The organism is Sporosarcina koreensis (genome assembly GCF_001531445.1).
GTDB classification, from domain to species: domain Bacteria; phylum Bacillota; class Bacilli; order Bacillales_A; family Planococcaceae; genus Sporosarcina; species Sporosarcina koreensis_C.
Genome location: NZ_LQYA01000123.1, coordinates 58,050 through 74,534, shown reverse-complemented (window position 1 = coordinate 74,534; position 16,485 = coordinate 58,050). Strand labels below are relative to the sequence as shown.

Sequence of the window (16,485 nt, the reverse complement as noted above, 5' to 3'; positions counted from 1 at the left end):
CATTACTCTTCCCCTCCTTGCTCGACAAGCACTTCCAATTGCTGCAAGTCATACATTTCTTTATATTTACCGTCTAGTGCAAGCAATTCTTCATGAGTGCCCGCCTCGACAATCGTCCCTTCATGCATGACGATTATTTTATGCGCATGTTGGATGGCGCTTAATCGGTGCGACGTGATGACTGTCGTCTCGCCTGTCCGTGTCCGTTTCAGCGACTCGAGGATTGCTTCTTCGGTTTTTGCATCGACCGCGGACAGCGAATCGTCCAAAATGAGCAATTCAGGTTGCATGATCAGCGCACGGGCAATGGATACCCGTTGCTTCTGGCCGCCGGATAACGAAACACCACGTTCTCCAACGACAGTCTCATAGCCTTCAGCAAACCCCATAATGTCGTCATGGATATGGGCAAGCCTTGCTGCTTCATAAATTTCTTCCCGATCCAATTTCGGATTAGTGAACGCAATGTTTTCTGCAATCGTTGTCGAAAATAGGAAATGATCTTGCGGCACGTAACCGATCGACTCGCGCAAACGCTGCTGCTTGTATTGGTTGATCGGATGCCCGCCATAGACGATGCTTCCTTTATATCCTTCGAATTCTCTCAACAATAACTTCAAAATTGCTGTTTTCCCTGAGCCGGTCTTTCCGACAATGCCGAGCGTCTCTCCGCGTTTCAACGTGAAATGGACATTGCGGAGCGCCGGGCTTTGATCATCCGGGAATTTGAATTCATCGATGTCGAAGTGAAGATCCCCTTCCGGACGGCGATCGATAGCCCCTGTGACGTCTTTAATATCCGGAGCAATGGATAGTAGTTCTGTAATACGGCTATAGGAAGCATTTCCGCGTTCTACGATATTGAATAGGAATCCGAAAGCGAGCATTGGCCATACAAGCAGTCCCAGGTATGTACTGAACGCCACCATATCACCGATAGACATATCCCCTGCGATGATGAATTTTGTTCCGAAGTAGAAAGCTAGAATATAAGACACCGCAAAGATGCCTGTGATCGTCGGATCGAAAAGCGCATCCACTTTCGCCACTCTCATATTTTTAGCGACGACATCCGTCGATAGATCCGTGAAATCTTCAATATCTTCCTTTTGCTGTCCAAATGTTTTGATTACTTTAATGCCAGAAATGCTTTCCTGCGTCTTATCATTCAGGTTGGAGAATGCCTCTTGTGCAAAGCGGAACCGCTTGCGCAGCAATCTTCCATAATAGCTTGTCAGGAAAATCATGAATGGGAACGGAATAAGTGCAATGACTGTCAATTTCCAGTTGATCGTCAGCGCCATCGTCAAGATGACGAAACCGCCTGTGGAAATGGAGTCGACAAGCGTCAAAATTCCCATTCCCGCCGTCTGTTGAACGGCGTTGATGTCGTTTGTCGCATGGGCCATCAAATCGCCGACCCGTCTCTTTTGATAAAAAGAAGGTGACATCCTTGTGAAATGATTGAATAATTTCTCACGCATCGTGCGTGACAGCAAAACTGCGGAGCCGAAGATCATGACACGCCAGTAATAGCGTGACAGATACATGAGTACCCCCGCAATCGCCAAGATGATGAGCCACTTCGTCAGCTCGGAAGCTGTCAATGTGGCGTCCGTAATATCATCGACGATCAAACCGATGATTTTCGGAGGAAGTAAATTCAATAAGGAGACGAACACAAGTGCTGCGACGCCGAGTCCATATTGTTTCTTCCGTTGTTTGAAAAACCAGCCAAGCTGCAGTAAAACTTTCAAAGTAATCCCCCTTTTTCTCTATCTTTGAATAGTCTATCAAAAGTCCGGACAATAGAAAAGCTACGAAACCTAAATTATTCGGTTTCTGAAATACTTTTTAGATGGACAAATGGAATTCGATGTGTTTCGCCGTTGTCGGAAATGAGGTGCAGCGTTCCGTTCAACATGTTGATTTTTTGGATGTAGCCTTTACCTTCCGTTACTTTTTCATTGTCCCAATAATGGATGGAAATTTGTAAGTTCCTTTCTGCAGCTTCGTGGATTTGATAGTTCCATTGTTCGAGTTGCTGTTCGTCGGGCTGTTGCCTGATTTGCAGTTCGTCTTCCTTTTGCCATTCCCTCAGCTGTTCGACATGTTCAGGCAGCATCATCGCCGTCCATTTGATGCGTCCTCGGTCACGGATCATCAGATCATCTCCTTTAAATATTTAATAACCGGATTTCCATTTCAGGCGGACGCCATAGCCTGCTCCCAACGCTTCGCTTTTGGTCGCAAAAGCCGTTCTGCGTGACGGCTTTCACAGGAGTCGCCGCTCTCCGCTCCAATCCTTCAGGAGTACAATATATTTAAAAGATCAATTATGTTAACCCTTGGAAATTATTCAACAGGCCACTATAATAGATGAAAACAATCAACAAAAACGAACATCTATAATGCCTTCGCTTTCATTCTCACTCCCTGCCTTAAGCTTTTTCAATTTCAATTTTTCAACTTGCTTTATGCTTCCAAAGGATGGTTGCTTTACGATAAGGAGGAGTTAGACGAGTGTAAAACCTGCCCTGTAGTAATCAGAATCAATTTGATTATAAAAGGGGTAGTGAGAATGAAAAACAGGTCTTTCCGGTTTTTATGGATTAGCCAGGTATTGGCGAATGCAGGAGATATCTTTTATATTGTCGGGCTGATTTCAATTTTATATAGCCTTACAGAATCACCACTTGTATTGGCTTTAGTGCCTTTTATCAATATGGTCGGCCGTTTTGTCAGTGGATTGTTTTCACCTTTGCTGATCAATCGTTATCCGTTGAAACAATTGCTCGTTTATTCGCAAGCCTTCAAGACTGTTGCGTTGGGTGTGCTGTCAGTGATCACTTTTGTACTTGCGCCTGTCGTACCGGTCGTATTGGCCTTCGTGCTAGTGATTGCATTTTTGGATGGCTGGGCTGCGCCGGCGAGCCAGGCTATGCTGCCACGTCTTGTTCCTTCGCATGAACTTGTGAAAGCGAATAGCTTTTTTTCCATCGTGTATGAGACGGTCAATTTAGGTGGCTGGGCACTTGGCGGTTTGCTTGTTGCTTTTTTAGGCGGGCAGCTTGTTATTGTGCTTACGTTTGGATGTTATGTAGCAGCTACCATCCTTTTGATGAATATAGTCGATGCTACCGACTTCAAGAGAAAGGACTCTTCCGTCCGTCGTTGCGATGAGTTGACAGAAGGCTGGAAGATCATATGGAGACATCGCCTTTATAGAAGCCTCCATATTCTTATAGCATTTGAAGCGATTGCCAACGTCGTATGGATCGCTTCCATCCTCTATGTCTTTGTAACCGAAGTTCTTGGACAGTCAGAGGCTTGGTGGGGCTATATCAATACGGCATTTTTTGTAGGCATGCTGCTTGGCGGGATTCTTTTTTCCCGTTTCGCTGCTTCAGCCGAGAAAAGATTGAGGCCGATTTTGCTAATTTCTTCTTTCGGCATTTGCATCATCACCTTTCTTTTCGGTTTTACGCAGATTGGTTGGTTATCGCTTGTGATCGTCTGTTTCAGTGGCATCTTCCAACAGCTGAAAGGGATTGCGACAGAGACTTTGTTGCAGCAAAACGCTACTTCAGAAGAGCTTCCTAAAATTTTTGCGGCGCAAAGCACGATTGTTTCCCTTCTATTTGCGATTGGTTCTTTAGTTTTCGGTCTGTTGGCTGAACTATGGGATGTGCGGATTACGTATTTCTTAGCGGGTGTATTATTGCTTATAGCTTCCACCCATATCTATCGGCAACGCCGCCATTTACCTGTGAAAAAATAAAAGAGATGGACCGCCCGGCTTCAGCGCAAGTCGGGTATTTTTCACGTAGGTTATTTGTAATGCCCGCCGATGAGTTGGGAGCGGTGGACGGCGGTTCCTGCGTCTGTGTAGGAAACTGCTCGCAACACAGCTGTGGAGCCGTATTTTTTGCGCAATGAATCCATTGCTTTTCCGAGCTGGCGATTGCGCCATTTATGCTCATCGAAAAAGCTGAGCTGCATGGCATATTCGTTTTCGAGATTTGCCAGACTAATGGCGATGCGCCGTACGGGTCGACCGTCGTGGAATTCGTCGAGCAGCTTCTTGCAAAGTCGGTAAATGGCCATCGTATCGTTCGTAGCTTCATGCATTGAACGGGAGCGGCCGAACCCCCCTCCTAGTGAATTCTTCGAATAGCCGATCGACAAATGAACTGTGCGTCCCGCTTTACCCGCTTCCCTCGCCCGCAATGCGACGTCTTCACACATTTCGAGAATGACAGCGAGGATGTCTTCCCGCTTCGTATAATCGCGGTATAGAATCTGTCCCTTTCCATAGCTGATCTGCCCTTCGATGAGCGGAGCACCGAGGTCGGACAAGTCGATGCCATGCGCATGATGATACAATTGATTGCCCATGACGCCGAATTTCGTTTCAAGCCGTTCGAGAGGCGTATGGGCTAAATCACCTACTGAGAAGATCCCCATATTGTTCAGCGTCCTTTCGAGCCGGCTGCCGATGCCCCACATGCGGCTGAGCGGGGCGACCGGCCATAGCCTGGACGGTACATCTTCGTATGTCCAGCGGGCGAAGCCGGTCTTTTTCGCGTCCAAGTCAAGTGCCAGCTTTGCCATCAGCATATTCGGCCCCATCCCGCAGGCGGATCGAAGCTCGTATTGGCTGACAAGTTCATCTTGAATCCTTTTGACCGTCTCTTCAGGGTCGCCCCATAGCCGCTCGGTTCCACCTAAGTCAATGAAGCTTTCGTCTACGGAGTACACATGGATCGCCTCTTTCGGCACGTAGCGGTTTAAATTTTTGGCGATTTCCATTGAAACATCGATGTAAAACTGCATTTTCGGCTCGATTAGCCGTATGGATGGGTCATCCGGGATTTCATAAAGCCGCATTCCGGTCTGCACGCCAAATTCCTTCTTCAAAGCGGGAGAAGCAGCTAGAACGATGCCTCCCTTCCGTTCTTTATTGCCAATGATGGCGATAGGCGTATCCATGACATCAAGCCCTTCCATTACAGCTGCACAACTTGCGTAAAAACTCCGCATATCGAGGCATACGATTTTCCTGTCCGGCAAATTCTCATACATAGCGTATCCCTCCAGGAACATCCGTTCTGTATTATATAGTATAGTTGGAACTAATGTTCTTATTCAATGGTTCTTATTGCCAATTGGGAAAAATGGAAAGTGGACTGTTGCAATATAGTCTCTTAGTCTCGTGTTGTGATAATAAAAAGCATCTATCCATTTAAGAATAGATGCCTTTTATATTCACTCCACTGCCATATTACTGACTTCCCACTCTGTAATTCCTCAGATCTGAATCAATTTTGAAACTTTGTTTAACAATCGCGCCCGATTGTGGAAAAGAAGCTAAGCGGAAAAAGTTCTAATCAAACATCAGACAACCTCTTAAAAGCCATTACTTTCTAAATAAAGCAGTCCATAAGGCGGAAACACCAAACAATTCATTTGTTTGGTCTACTTCTTTCATTTTGCGTATTTCTATTTCTTCAAAGTCTTTAAAAATAGTCCTTAATCGATCTCCAGTAAAACCTAAGCCCCCCTGAAGACTTCGTAATCTGTAAACTTCCCAATCAGTAATGTCTGCTCCCCCTAATTCACCACCTTGGACAAAACAAGTGATTGCAAAGTAACCACCCGGTTTCAATGCTTTTCGCACCAAATTTATGTAACTCATTCTTCGGTGAGGAGCGATATGATGAAAACAGCCTGAGTCATAGACAACATCATATGATCCCTCTTCAATTTGGAGATCAAAAATATTTTTCCGGATGAAGTTTACCTTTAAATTCCTTTCTTCCGCTCGTTCAATTGCCCATTGGAGTGATTGTCCTGATAAATCGACTGCATCAACAGCATATCCTTTTTCGGCAAAGTAAATTGCATTCCTACCTGGTCCACAACCGAGTTCAAGTGCTTTTCCTGAAGTTCCTGTAAGCACGTTCTCGAAATAACCAACTAAATTTTCGTCGGGTTTATTGGCGAAAAAAGGTATGCCTTTTTCACGATTGGAATAGAAATCATCCCAAAAGTTAGTTGGTTCACGTAATAAAGCGTCTAACATCACTAATAAATCTTCATAGCTATTAATTGTTTCCTTCAAAACTGTCCCCTCTTCCGCAATTAAAATCTTTAATACATAGATAATTGTATCTAGAATATTCAAGGAGTTGGTTTCATTTAGATTAATAACACATTAAAAGAAGAGTTGTTTAAATGCTGAGTATATTGGAGTTTTTACCCATTTAACATGTCTAAAGGTGCTTAATTTCGTTTCAGAGTAATCTTATGAGTAATAGTATTACTCATTCTCAAATTGCTAGGTAACAATCGTTAATGCTGTTAGAAAAGAAGTATACTTTCAATTTCTGAGTCTAATTATTACATATGTTGCAGAAGTGTTAAGTTTATGATAGTTTCGTTACAAAGTGAGTGTTCCTTGTTAAATCGACAACTAATTTTCACTTATGACTTTTTTGGGATGTACCCAGTCTCTCTTCAAATATGAGACGATGAGTGGAAAGCAATCTGCTAACATACAGTCTATTAGACCTGTACTACAACAAATGAAAAGGCATCCATCCCATCACACGTGTATTCCCAACTTTTTCGAAACGTTTTTATTAGACTCTGTTAAAGTTTTATGTCGATTAAAAAATGGGACTTCAGATCACTTAGAAGTCCCATTTCGTGGTATCGTCTTATTCAATTAAAGCAATATACTTATCTACATATCTCTCATCTCATGGATTTTTTGCAAGGTATTAAGGTGCATTGCTTTATCTTCGGGCGACCTAGCGAATTTATACCACTCCACAAGCCTGTATCCAAACATGACAAGGATTAGTTCGTACATACAATGATCGGAGATATGGGACACATCCGCATATTCCGTAAAACCTCTGTAATACGCCGGAATGCATTTTTGGTAGTATTCAACCATATGACAAACGTCCGCTTCATCCGTTATTAAACTCGCAATATCCTCTCCCATGTACCCCCATCCGGCGGTATCCCAATCGATAAGTACTATTCTACTGTCCGAATAGAATATATTTGCCACCCAAAAATCTCTGTGGCAAAGCACTATTAGCAGCTTTTCAATCCGACTGAATACTTCTTTCGCATTGTTATCTAAGTCTATGAGCATTTTACACAAGTGCTTCGGAATTTCGCAGTCATCGGAGCGAATGTAATCATACAAAACATCCCATGACCGATATCGCTGATAGTAGTTTTTCATAAACTCAACCTTGCTTAAATTGGGCAAGGTTTGCAATAAGTTTGGTCGTTCAGTGTACAACTTGCCTTGAAATCGCCCCAATTCCTCAGCTATACGTTCATACATTTCCGGGGTCAAATGTACGCCTGACACACCATCAATATATTCCATCCACAGTTGAATTTCATCGCCATTTATTTCAGCGTGATAACACTCAGGCCAACGGAACGAATCGAAGAAAACCGTTTTAAAATCCGATGAATAGAGGTCGTATTCTCTACGCCATGAATCTGGATCACCATAACGCTCAAATTTTTTCTGTGTTTTCCAAACCAACTTATACGGCAGATGTTTACCATCAGAAGTTTCAGCCATGCCTGTTACAAGCCGAACAACACCTACTGTCCCGCCTTGCAACTCTTTAAGTTGATAATTTGCACGGATTATCGTATTGTCGAGCATTTTACTCAAAACAAGCGTCAGTATTTCGGGCTTTACAAACCTTTCATCATGGTTGTTCATTTCTTGCATTCCCCTTTTCTCCCTTGTTCGGCTTCGATATAGCCATATTGTTTCAAATCAATGATTAAACCAATCCTTTCCTAAAAATCAAAGTTGTTTTTGGGCATAAAAATACCGCGAACAAGCAGCCTCCAAAGAAGCTGCTGTTTCGCGGAGAAAAGCCAAAATTCGGCTTGTAATCAAAAAAGAATACGACCTTCATCGAATCCCGCTAACAGCAGTATTCATGAAAGGTTACTGTTTACGGCACAGCAAAAAACACGGGTGATCTACCCGGTTGCTCTCATTCCAAGCTATAATCAAAGATTGGAATATACTATGCCTGAAATTCGGTTAAGTTGAAACCACCAATACCATATAAGCAGTCATATAAAAACATCCCCTTTCGCAGGAAAAAATTGAGATAGAATTTCACTTCTATAGTTTGACATAACCATTCGTGAGAAATCAATAGAAAATTTTGATTACAGGAAAATTCTATTGCTACTTACCTTTACCAAATCAAGTTAAATCGGCACATGTGATGTACCGTTTTTTAAGAATGCTGCTTCGTTAGTTCAATAAGAACATTGATCCGTCTTAGTGGCCCAATGTTCTTCAAGTAAAGCACCCGTTCGTTGATAGGAAAAGGGACGCTTATTCCGCAATCGCGCCCGATTGTGGAAGATTTTTTTCTATTGAATAGTTATCGTTGTACCGCGCAGCTGGAAAGTTGTTCTTCTTAAAGATAAGCGCCCTATAAATCAAAAAGAGATAGTGGGTTAATTCTATACATCTTCCTTGCATATGTAGCTAACTAGCTGCCATAAAGCGTTGTTTTCTATATCTTTCGGTCCAAGCCCATTACAATTTTCATATTGAGGCTTTGAATTCCTTTATTTTTTGCATTAAACCCTAATAAATTTTTCAGAGGTAACTAATTATTATGTCGTTTGTTAACTTCAATCGTAATGAACTCCGGCAAATAGCTGGGAGTACATCCTTTTGCTACTTTCTCATCTTTGTAAAGACCCGTTTTCTCACCAAGTTTAATACAACGTGCACGATTCTTTTCATCATAAACGCCTATCCAGCCTGCGGTGAAATTCATAGCCCATTGAACTTCCGGTTCTTCCTGCGTAATAGTAGCTTCTACTGCAGATAGCAAGTCTGCGGTGTTATCAGGCGGTGTTTGTCCAGTCCATCTCAATCGCGCTTGATAATACCAGAAGGCTCGCCTTTGAAGAGCTGAAGGGCTATTTTCCCATGACTCCATCAATGCAATTTTCTTTTTGTCTTTCGTAAGCTGATTAGCCATTAACCAGTCCATTAAGTTATTTCGCTCATCAAAAGAGTGAGTCTGCATATCCTTATCAAGCTTATTTAGCACATCTTGTGAAAGAAGTTTTTTGTCCATAATTAAGATTGCTAATAGTCTGGGCAAAAATTCCTCGGTTGACCAAAGTTCCATAGCTAGTTCGTGATCTTTTTTAATGTCCTTCGCGATTTTTCGTAAGTCGCCTAGCTTAGTTTTATTATTGATCTGTGGTAGAATGTTTTCTGCTTTTGAAAAGCGTTTTATTTCTGTACTTTTATTTTCATTCATTTTATACAACTCCTTTAGTAAAGCACTGTTTCATAATATGTCCTTGACGAAATATGAGTTTGTTAGATATGGTTGCCAAAAAGGCAGTCACATCGCATGAATACCCAAAAAGCCTAACCCCTCCGTATCTTAACCAAGGAATTAGGGCTAGTATGATCTTCAACAATCGCACGCCCGTTTGAGGAACAAGTGAGATGCTCAACGCTGCGAAAAATCAAAAAGCAAGTTTATTTTCTGTTCCTGAAAGCAGCCTTTGTATATTTTCCCTGTGTCTAACAATAACCATAAGAGCCAGTAGGCATACAAAAATAGTAACATATAAGGTATGCCCAAAAACAGGAATAAATGAAATAGCCGCAATAAGCATTGTAGCTAATATGGTGCCTAAAGAAACATACCTTGTTAAAGCAATTATTATTACAAAAAAACCAAGGCATAAAAGGCCCATAACCCAGTCAATCATAAACAGTACAGCCACTGCTGTTAGTGCTCCCTTTCCCCCTTTAAACCTAAAATATATCGGCCAGTTATGCCCTATAACTGCTCCTGCACCCGCCACTAAAAGGCTTACGGAATCCATCGCCCCTCCCGAATAAAAGTAAACGCCAAGTAGCAATCCTATTAAACAGGCAATTATCCCTTTTAATATATCTCCCAAAAGAACAAATACCGCAGCAGCTTTCCCAAGTGTCCTTAGAGTATTGGTAAGCCCGGCACTTTTGCTTCCGTGGTTTCTTATGTCCATACCATATATTTTCCCTACAATCACTGCTGTATTAAGACTACCTAAAAGGTAACCAAAAACTAAGGCAACAAAAAGCTTTAAAATATCCATCTTTACTCTCCTCCCACAAGTACTTTTACGGCAAATCGTCATATGACAACTGCGCATATTAACGGAAGTATTGACTATATCTTAAGAAACTGGATCAAATCCACTGCGTTCCCATTGATCCACACGCTTCAAAAGTATCAATATCTTTATTTGTCGTAGTTGAGCTATCCTTTTTTATTTTCAACATCGAGTTAGCATTTAGCTGAACTGGTACTTTCACTTCTTCAACTGAACAGCCGATAGTAGCCAGGTAATCAATAATGCTATCTAAATGCTCGAATCTTTTTCTCTCTAAATCAATTAAACCCTTATTGAAATAGGAATTAATAATTGCATACAGTCGTAAGGCATCTTAGTGTACTAAATAAGATGCCTTACTACATATCGTTGGAAACTTGATAAATTTTACAATTCGATTGTTTTTCGGTATGCTCTTGTAAAAGAATTAAGGAGTGTAAAATGAATGATTAAGTATTTAATTATATTGTTTGGTGTTATTGGATTAGTTTTATCATTTGATTCGCTTTTTCAGTCAATTGGAGATATTCTAATTCTCGCTTCTATATTCGGAGCTATGTGGTACATTAACCAAAAAAGATATGAATAACCTTAATGTCGCTACTCATTAAACCAAATTAATAAACGAGGACTGAAATTGATAATTCTCCATATTTATCAGGGTAAATAAAGAAAAAAATTATTCAACTGTCAGTTTGCTCCTCAATTCTTGTTCCTGGAAATATCCCTACAATTTCACCTTGAGCCAGCAGTCGAGAAGGATTTTTTAAAACACTTGAGCCGGGATTGGCTCGATCCACTGTTTGTCGCAAACACGAACTTTCCCAAGCATACACAGAATAATTTCAAAAAACATCCCCCTCCTCGATACACTCTAGCTTTCTCCACTATCTTTACATATACGACATTGTGCCATGATGAAAAGATAAATTTCCTTAAACAAATGGTAGTAATTCAAATGTATTTTAATCGCCAAATGCAAAAATCAGTTCTAACTCGCAAACTAATTCTCCATCCACAGTAGCGATTCCTTTCCCTTTCCCAATAGGGCCTTTTAAACGAGTAATTTCAACCTCAAGACGAAGTTGATCACCGGGTCTTACTTGTTTTTTAAAACGACATTTATCTATGCCTGCTAACAGACCTAATCGTCCTTGGTTTCCATCTTTAGTAAGCATTACTACTGCACTTACTTGAGCTAATGCTTCTACAATTAATACACCTGGCATAACTGGATAACCCGGAAAATGTCCACTAAAAAAATTCTCATTTGCTGTAACATTTTTTATACCTACTGCTCTTTTTCCTTTTTCTAATTCCAAAATTCTATCCACTAAAAGAAACGGATAGCGATGTCTGATAACATCTTTAATTTTTTGGGTATCTAACAATATCAAAACCTCCATTGTGTCATAATTTTTCTAGCAAATAGCCAAAAGACTTCACAACGGCGTTGGTGCATTAATTTGTTGGTCTAAATTTATTTCTAAAAGTTGTCCAGCGTGAACTAAACCGGAACCAAAGCCGTACATAAGAATTCGATCGCCATTTTTGACTCTTCTCTCCCGGATTCCAAGATCAAGAGCTAAAGGAATTGTAGCAGCGGAGGTATTGCCAAATTTGACCAAGCTATAAAGAGTTTTATCCATTGGGAACTCTAGCTTTTCGCAAATTGGCTCTATCAACCTTAAGTTAGCACTATGAGGTATAAACCAATCAACTTGATCTAAACCCATTTGTGTCTTTTCTAAAATCTGTCTTATGCTATCGGGGACATTCCTTGCAACCCATCGAAAAACTTCTCTACCATTTTGTACAAGATATTGGGTATCGATTAGCTCAATCCCATTGACCTTTTTTGATAGTCCAGAACGATATACATGTTGCGCTCCTCTTCCATCACTTCCTAAATGAAATCCAATGAAGCTATTTGACTGTTCGTCCCTTTCGACTAATACTGCACCAGCCCCATCGCCAAATAAAACACATGTACTTCTATCGGTATAATCCGTAACTTTAGAGATCGTATCTGCTCCGAGAACTAGTATCTTTTTGTGAAGTCCCGAAGAAATTAAACCGTGCGCTGTATGCAAGGCATACACAAATCCTGCACATGCCGCACTTAAATCTATGGCTCCTGTTTGAGAAATATTTAATTGGTCCTGTATGATACTTGAGACCGATGGGAATGGAAAATCTGGTGTGCTTGTTGCCACAATGATCATATCCACATCTTCGACCTTTTTATTATATCTATGCATTAAATCCTTTACAGCAGAGACACATAAATCGCTTGTAAATTCGTCGTGACGGCTAATTCTTCGTTCATGAATTCCTGTTCTTTGAATAATCCACTCATTATTTGTTTCGACCATTTGCTCAAGCTCAAAATTTGTTAACCTTCTTTCGGGTACATATGTCCCTATAGCTGTTATTCTTGCGCCTACCATTCACTTCACCTCTATTTATAAGTTAGTGTTAGTACTTGGTACTAATTATAAACACATTTAGCCTTTTTTCAAGAAAAAGAAGGCTCTTCTTAATATTAAACCTTCTGCTCTGTTTGTTAGTCCCCTTGTCGCGTTAAGAAGTGAACGGTTGTAAGCCAAACACAATAACCCACTTGGTCTAGTTGCTTGTTTAATCGATTGTCGCTTGGCTAGACTCCCATCTTCTTTTTCGTGATTTATCAACCCTGTATCGATAGGTACTTCAATCGTTTCGTCATCTGATTCAGGCGCCAGCCAACATGACATTTAGGGCTTGCGGCTTTAGCCGTGGGAGTCCCAATTGCAAATTCCTTATCACCTTTACCTAAAAGATTGCCCAGAACGCATTTTTCATTTCAGAAGAGATATCCCCACCCATGGATGTATACATTCTTTCCTAGCTTAGCGAATATAAAAGACCGCTTCGCGTAAACATCGAAGCGGTCAATCGTTTTTGGAGATTCTTTTATGAGCACCCATGCAGTCTAATACAAACCGTCGTCCCTTCCCCCACTTCCGACTGCACCTCAATCGTGCCGCCGTGCAATTCAACTATTGCATAAGCAATGCTCATACCGAGCCCTTCCCCTTCAGCCCGTGCGTTTGTACTCGTCCCTCTATAATACCGCGTAAATAAATGATCAATGAATGAGACGTCCATCCCTTTTCCATTATCCTCAATCCTAATGATCTTTGCGCCATGTTCACAAATAATTCTCACATGTACTTTCGTATGCGGCGGATTATGCTTCACCGCGTTTGATAATAAATTATCGAGCACACGTGCAAACCATTTCGGATCAATCTTCACGTCACAAGGTTGATCGGTTGGTTCGAAAGAGAAATCATAACGGGTCAACGTGAAATCGTCTTTATATTTATTGACCATACTGCGAGTGAATTCATTAAGATCCAACCGTTCTTTCTGAATCGAGATGGCGCTATTTTTCAATTGAAAAACGAGCGAAAAATCATTCACCAAATCAACCATATAGTCCGATTTGTCCCGGATGACTTGCCCCATCTGTTGCAGCTCTTCCTTTGTATACTCATATTGGCCGCTTGCCAGCAGATGGCCATATCCTTGGATACTCGATAAAGGCGTCCGCAAGTCGTGGGAAATGCCCGCCATCCATTCTTCACGCGTTTTTTCCAACTGCTTTCTTTCCTGCTCAGCAAATGCAAGTTTCTCTGACATATTGGAAAATGACTCAAAAACATCCTTATATAAACGATACCGGAATTTCACTTTCCCATTTTTCTTATAAATCTTTTTATACTCATTTCCTGATAACACGTCTTCATATTGCTTTCGTTCCACAATTTTTAACCAATTCATAAAAAGCAGTAAAGGCTTTCCGTAACGATACCCATTCCAAAGGGACAAAATCACTGGAACGAGGAGCGTAATGAGTAAGACAATCACAAAGGTTTGTAATTCTCGATTCGAAAAAAATCGAATCCGCTGATCCATAAATGCATCATTTACTTCATGATAAACCCACGCACTGTTTCCCTCCGTATCATTCACTACATATGCCTTCGTTTCATAATTCCCCGGCGCATGAATACTACCGACCACATCCAATGTGTTGGCAGGCACTGGAAGATGCTTCCCTATTCTCTCGACTACCTTTCCATCTTCATAAATTTCAAGCATCCCTTTATGCTCACTCACTACTTTTTCTAGAGAATCTTTTTTATCCTCTCTTACCAAACCGCCTTCACTATATACTTCAAACCAACTATCCAATAACTGTTGCTTTGTTTCGATATGGCCAAATAAGTAGTAATACGGCTTCGGTTCCCATGTTTCAAAATATGTATCTATTGTGTAATCGTCCAACCGCTTCTTTTTTTCTATTAAAAGTAAATCATTCATCGTATAAAAATGTTGGAAAGGTTCCGGTGTATTGAATGCATACACGACCTCACCTGTCTGATCGACAATTTGGACCCACATCTCCTGATCCAGTAAAGCATTTTGCCAATCTTTCTTTAACTCAATCTGTCCATCTACCCCAATGTGAGAACTATAAGGAAGATTTTCTACGATTGCTTTTTGTGGATTTGTTTTCAATTCACTTTTCGTAATGAGATGCATCGATAAAATAATAGCCAAAATGACAATCAAAAACATCGCGATAAAAGCGATGATCAATTGGGCCAAGAAATGAAACGTCAATCTATGGTTTACATTCATCTTGCGGGTTCCTTCACTAACTTATAGCCTAACCCACGCACTGTGACCAAATGGACAGGTTTGCTCGGATTCGGTTCGATGCGTTCCCTGATTCTTCTTATATGAACCATTACTGTATTATCATCTGCCATATAATCATATCCCCACACCGCTGTAAATAATTGTTCTTTCGAAAGTACCCGGTTCACGTTTTGAGAAAAATGGACGAGCAACAAAAAAACTTGCGCCGGACAAGGCGTCACAACCCCATCCACAATTAGCTCCCCGGCTTCCTCGTTGACGATAAAACCTCCAAAATGATGCACTTTGTCATTCGGAATAGGAGATGCCGCATCACTCGTTCCTTTACGCTTTAAATGGGCTTTCATTCTCGCGACGATTTCCAGCGGATTAAATGGTTTCGTCACATAATCGTCCCCGCCCTTTTCAAACCCTGTCAATATATCCAAATCCGAAACCCTTGCGGTAAGAAATAAAATATGGGCATCCGTATACATCCGGATTTTTGTACATAATTCAAACCCATTCAGATCCGGTAACATGACATCCAACACGATGAAATCCGGTTTGTACTTTTGAACGGCATGTAAGGCTTCTTCCCCTGTTTCAGCCGTATACACATTCATAAATTTCTCCTTCGTTAGCACCATCTTCAACATTTGTAAAATCGCTTGCTCATCATCTACTAATAATATTTTTCTATTTTCCATTCTCATCACCTAAATTCATCCTATCATAGCAAGCTTAACAGAACCTTACCTTATCACACGAAAATTAAGGTATTCGTAAGGTAACCGTTCATCTGACGAAAACATCGAAAGTTATGATGGAAATGATTCCAAAGGAGGAGAAAAAGATGACGAAACGGATTCACGTCATTGATGGCTTACGGGGAGTTAGCTTATTTGGTATACTACTAGCCAATTTACTCATTTTCCAATACGGGATATGGGGCAAAGATGATATTCATTTATTCCCGCTTTCGGCGATCGATGAAGGATTTTACGCTTTTACAAAAATTGCAGTTGAAGGAAGCTTTATGCCGATTTTCACGTTTTTATTCGGGTATTCCATGATGATGATGCGGGAACAGTTCGTACGGAGAGAGTTAAGAGTGAAGTGGCATCTCTTTAGGCGATCATGTCTGTTAATCATCATCGGCATTTTACATGGGACATTCCTGTGGGAAGGCGATATTTTATTCATGTACGGCATGATGGGAATCATATTGCTCGTCTTCGTCAACCGTAAAGCAAAAACATTGCTCATTTGGGGATTGGTTTTACTTTCCGCACTTATTAGCTTGAATTTATTTCCTGCCGAGGAAGAACCACTCGTTGAACCGGCTGCACTTGCCTCATACATACAGCAAACAACAAATATTTATCAAACAGGTTCTTACACGGAAATTATGGAGCACCGCAATACGAGTGAAGATCCGCTTAGCGGAAGTATGGGCGAAGGCGAAATGATGATGATTATTTTACTTATGCCCATTACGATTGTCCCGATGTTTTTACTCGGAATGTATGCCGCCAAAAAGAAGTTCTTTTTCGACCCACAACGAGGGAAAAAACGTTACTTAATTGG

13 protein-coding genes are annotated in these 16,485 nt (G+C 41.0%); 2 read left to right on the top strand and 11 right to left on the bottom strand.

The window, feature by feature from the left end; genetic code table 11:
* Nucleotides 1–2: 2 nt before the first annotated feature.
* Together AWV70_RS13995 and AWV70_RS13990 are read right to left on the bottom strand one after the other, a co-directional pair.
* On the bottom strand, nucleotides 3–1,757 hold the full coding sequence (locus tag AWV70_RS13995; RefSeq protein WP_060208335.1) for an ABC transporter ATP-binding protein: 1,755 nt from the start codon (nucleotides 1,755–1,757) through the stop codon (nucleotides 3–5).
* Between the two features lie 74 nt (nucleotides 1,758–1,831).
* The gene (locus tag AWV70_RS13990; protein ID WP_060208332.1) at nucleotides 1,832–2,164 is read right to left on the bottom strand and encodes a YolD-like family protein; all 333 of its coding nucleotides are present in this window, start codon (nucleotides 2,162–2,164) and stop codon (nucleotides 1,832–1,834) included.
* Between the two features lie 417 nt (nucleotides 2,165–2,581).
* On the opposite strand from AWV70_RS13990, the gene AWV70_RS13985 reads away from it, so the two are divergent.
* Nucleotides 2,582–3,781 carry an MFS transporter gene (locus tag AWV70_RS13985; RefSeq protein ID WP_060208330.1) on the top strand — a complete coding sequence of 400 codons (1,200 nt, stop codon included), beginning with the start codon at nucleotides 2,582–2,584 and terminating at the stop codon, nucleotides 3,779–3,781.
* Nucleotides 3,782–3,831: 50 nt separating this feature from the next.
* Here the strand turns inward: AWV70_RS13985 and AWV70_RS13980 are convergent, their stop codons facing one another.
* From AWV70_RS13980 to AWV70_RS13940, 9 genes are all read right to left on the bottom strand, one after another.
* The gene (locus tag AWV70_RS13980) at nucleotides 3,832–5,085 is read right to left on the bottom strand and encodes a DNA polymerase thumb domain-containing protein (protein ID WP_060208327.1); all 1,254 of its coding nucleotides are present in this window, start codon (nucleotides 5,083–5,085) and stop codon (nucleotides 3,832–3,834) included.
* 334 nt (nucleotides 5,086–5,419) lie between these two features.
* Nucleotides 5,420–6,124: a class I SAM-dependent methyltransferase gene (locus AWV70_RS13975; protein ID WP_060208324.1), complete on the bottom strand. Its 705-nt coding sequence runs from the start codon at nucleotides 6,122–6,124 to the stop codon at nucleotides 5,420–5,422.
* A gap of 624 nt (nucleotides 6,125–6,748) precedes the next feature.
* Complete coding sequence (locus AWV70_RS13970; protein WP_414714840.1) at nucleotides 6,749–7,774, bottom strand: aminoglycoside phosphotransferase family protein; 1,026 nt, start codon at nucleotides 7,772–7,774, stop codon at nucleotides 6,749–6,751.
* Between the two features lie 907 nt (nucleotides 7,775–8,681).
* The gene (locus AWV70_RS13965; protein ID WP_060208320.1) at nucleotides 8,682–9,350 is read right to left on the bottom strand and encodes a DNA alkylation repair protein; all 669 of its coding nucleotides are present in this window, start codon (nucleotides 9,348–9,350) and stop codon (nucleotides 8,682–8,684) included.
* Between the two features lie 214 nt (nucleotides 9,351–9,564).
* On the bottom strand, nucleotides 9,565–10,185 hold the full coding sequence (gene plsY, locus AWV70_RS13960) for a glycerol-3-phosphate 1-O-acyltransferase PlsY (protein ID WP_060208318.1): 621 nt from the start codon (nucleotides 10,183–10,185) through the stop codon (nucleotides 9,565–9,567).
* Between the two features lie 983 nt (nucleotides 10,186–11,168).
* A complete protein-coding gene (gene fabZ / locus AWV70_RS13955; RefSeq protein ID WP_060208315.1) occupies nucleotides 11,169–11,594 on the bottom strand; it encodes a 3-hydroxyacyl-ACP dehydratase FabZ in 426 nt (141 codons plus the stop codon).
* Between the two features lie 51 nt (nucleotides 11,595–11,645).
* Nucleotides 11,646–12,653, bottom strand: coding sequence for a ketoacyl-ACP synthase III (locus AWV70_RS13950; protein WP_060208311.1), 1,008 nt, complete (start codon nucleotides 12,651–12,653; stop codon nucleotides 11,646–11,648).
* A gap of 505 nt (nucleotides 12,654–13,158) precedes the next feature.
* Nucleotides 13,159–14,895 (bottom strand): sensor histidine kinase, encoded by a 1,737-nt coding sequence (locus AWV70_RS13945; RefSeq protein ID WP_060208308.1) that lies wholly within the window; start codon nucleotides 14,893–14,895, stop codon nucleotides 13,159–13,161.
* Complete coding sequence (locus tag AWV70_RS13940) at nucleotides 14,892–15,605, bottom strand: response regulator transcription factor (protein ID WP_060208435.1); 714 nt, start codon at nucleotides 15,603–15,605, stop codon at nucleotides 14,892–14,894. Before AWV70_RS13940 ends, AWV70_RS13945 begins: the two co-directional genes overlap by 4 nt.
* Nucleotides 15,606–15,751: 146 nt before the next feature.
* Here AWV70_RS13940 and AWV70_RS24625 point away from each other — a divergent pair.
* The coding region (locus tag AWV70_RS24625) for a DUF418 domain-containing protein (protein ID WP_235588673.1) at nucleotides 15,752–16,485 on the top strand (734 nt) is incomplete at its 3' end.

What these genes read in the sequence shown, in the direction of transcription:
- AWV70_RS13985 (WP_060208330.1), top strand. Translation starts at nt 2,582, where the DNA reads ATGAAAAACAGGTCTTTCCGGTTTTTATGGATTAGCCAGGTATTGGCG.
- AWV70_RS13950 (WP_060208311.1), bottom strand. Translation starts at nt 12,653, where the DNA reads ATGGTAGGCGCAAGAATAACAGCTATAGGGACATATGTACCCGAAAGA.
- AWV70_RS13990 (WP_060208332.1), bottom strand. Translation starts at nt 2,164, where the DNA reads ATGATCCGTGACCGAGGACGCATCAAATGGACGGCGATGATGCTGCCT.
- AWV70_RS13980 (WP_060208327.1), bottom strand. Translation starts at nt 5,085, where the DNA reads ATGTATGAGAATTTGCCGGACAGGAAAATCGTATGCCTCGATATGCGG.
- AWV70_RS13965 (WP_060208320.1), bottom strand. Translation starts at nt 9,350, where the DNA reads ATGAATGAAAATAAAAGTACAGAAATAAAACGCTTTTCAAAAGCAGAA.
- AWV70_RS13940 (WP_060208435.1), bottom strand. Translation starts at nt 15,605, where the DNA reads ATGGAAAATAGAAAAATATTATTAGTAGATGATGAGCAAGCGATTTTA.
- AWV70_RS13970 (WP_414714840.1), bottom strand. Translation starts at nt 7,774, where the DNA reads ATGCAAGAAATGAACAACCATGATGAAAGGTTTGTAAAGCCCGAAATA.
- AWV70_RS13945 (WP_060208308.1), bottom strand. Translation starts at nt 14,895, where the DNA reads ATGAATGTAAACCATAGATTGACGTTTCATTTCTTGGCCCAATTGATC.
- plsY (WP_060208318.1), bottom strand. Translation starts at nt 10,185, where the DNA reads ATGGATATTTTAAAGCTTTTTGTTGCCTTAGTTTTTGGTTACCTTTTA.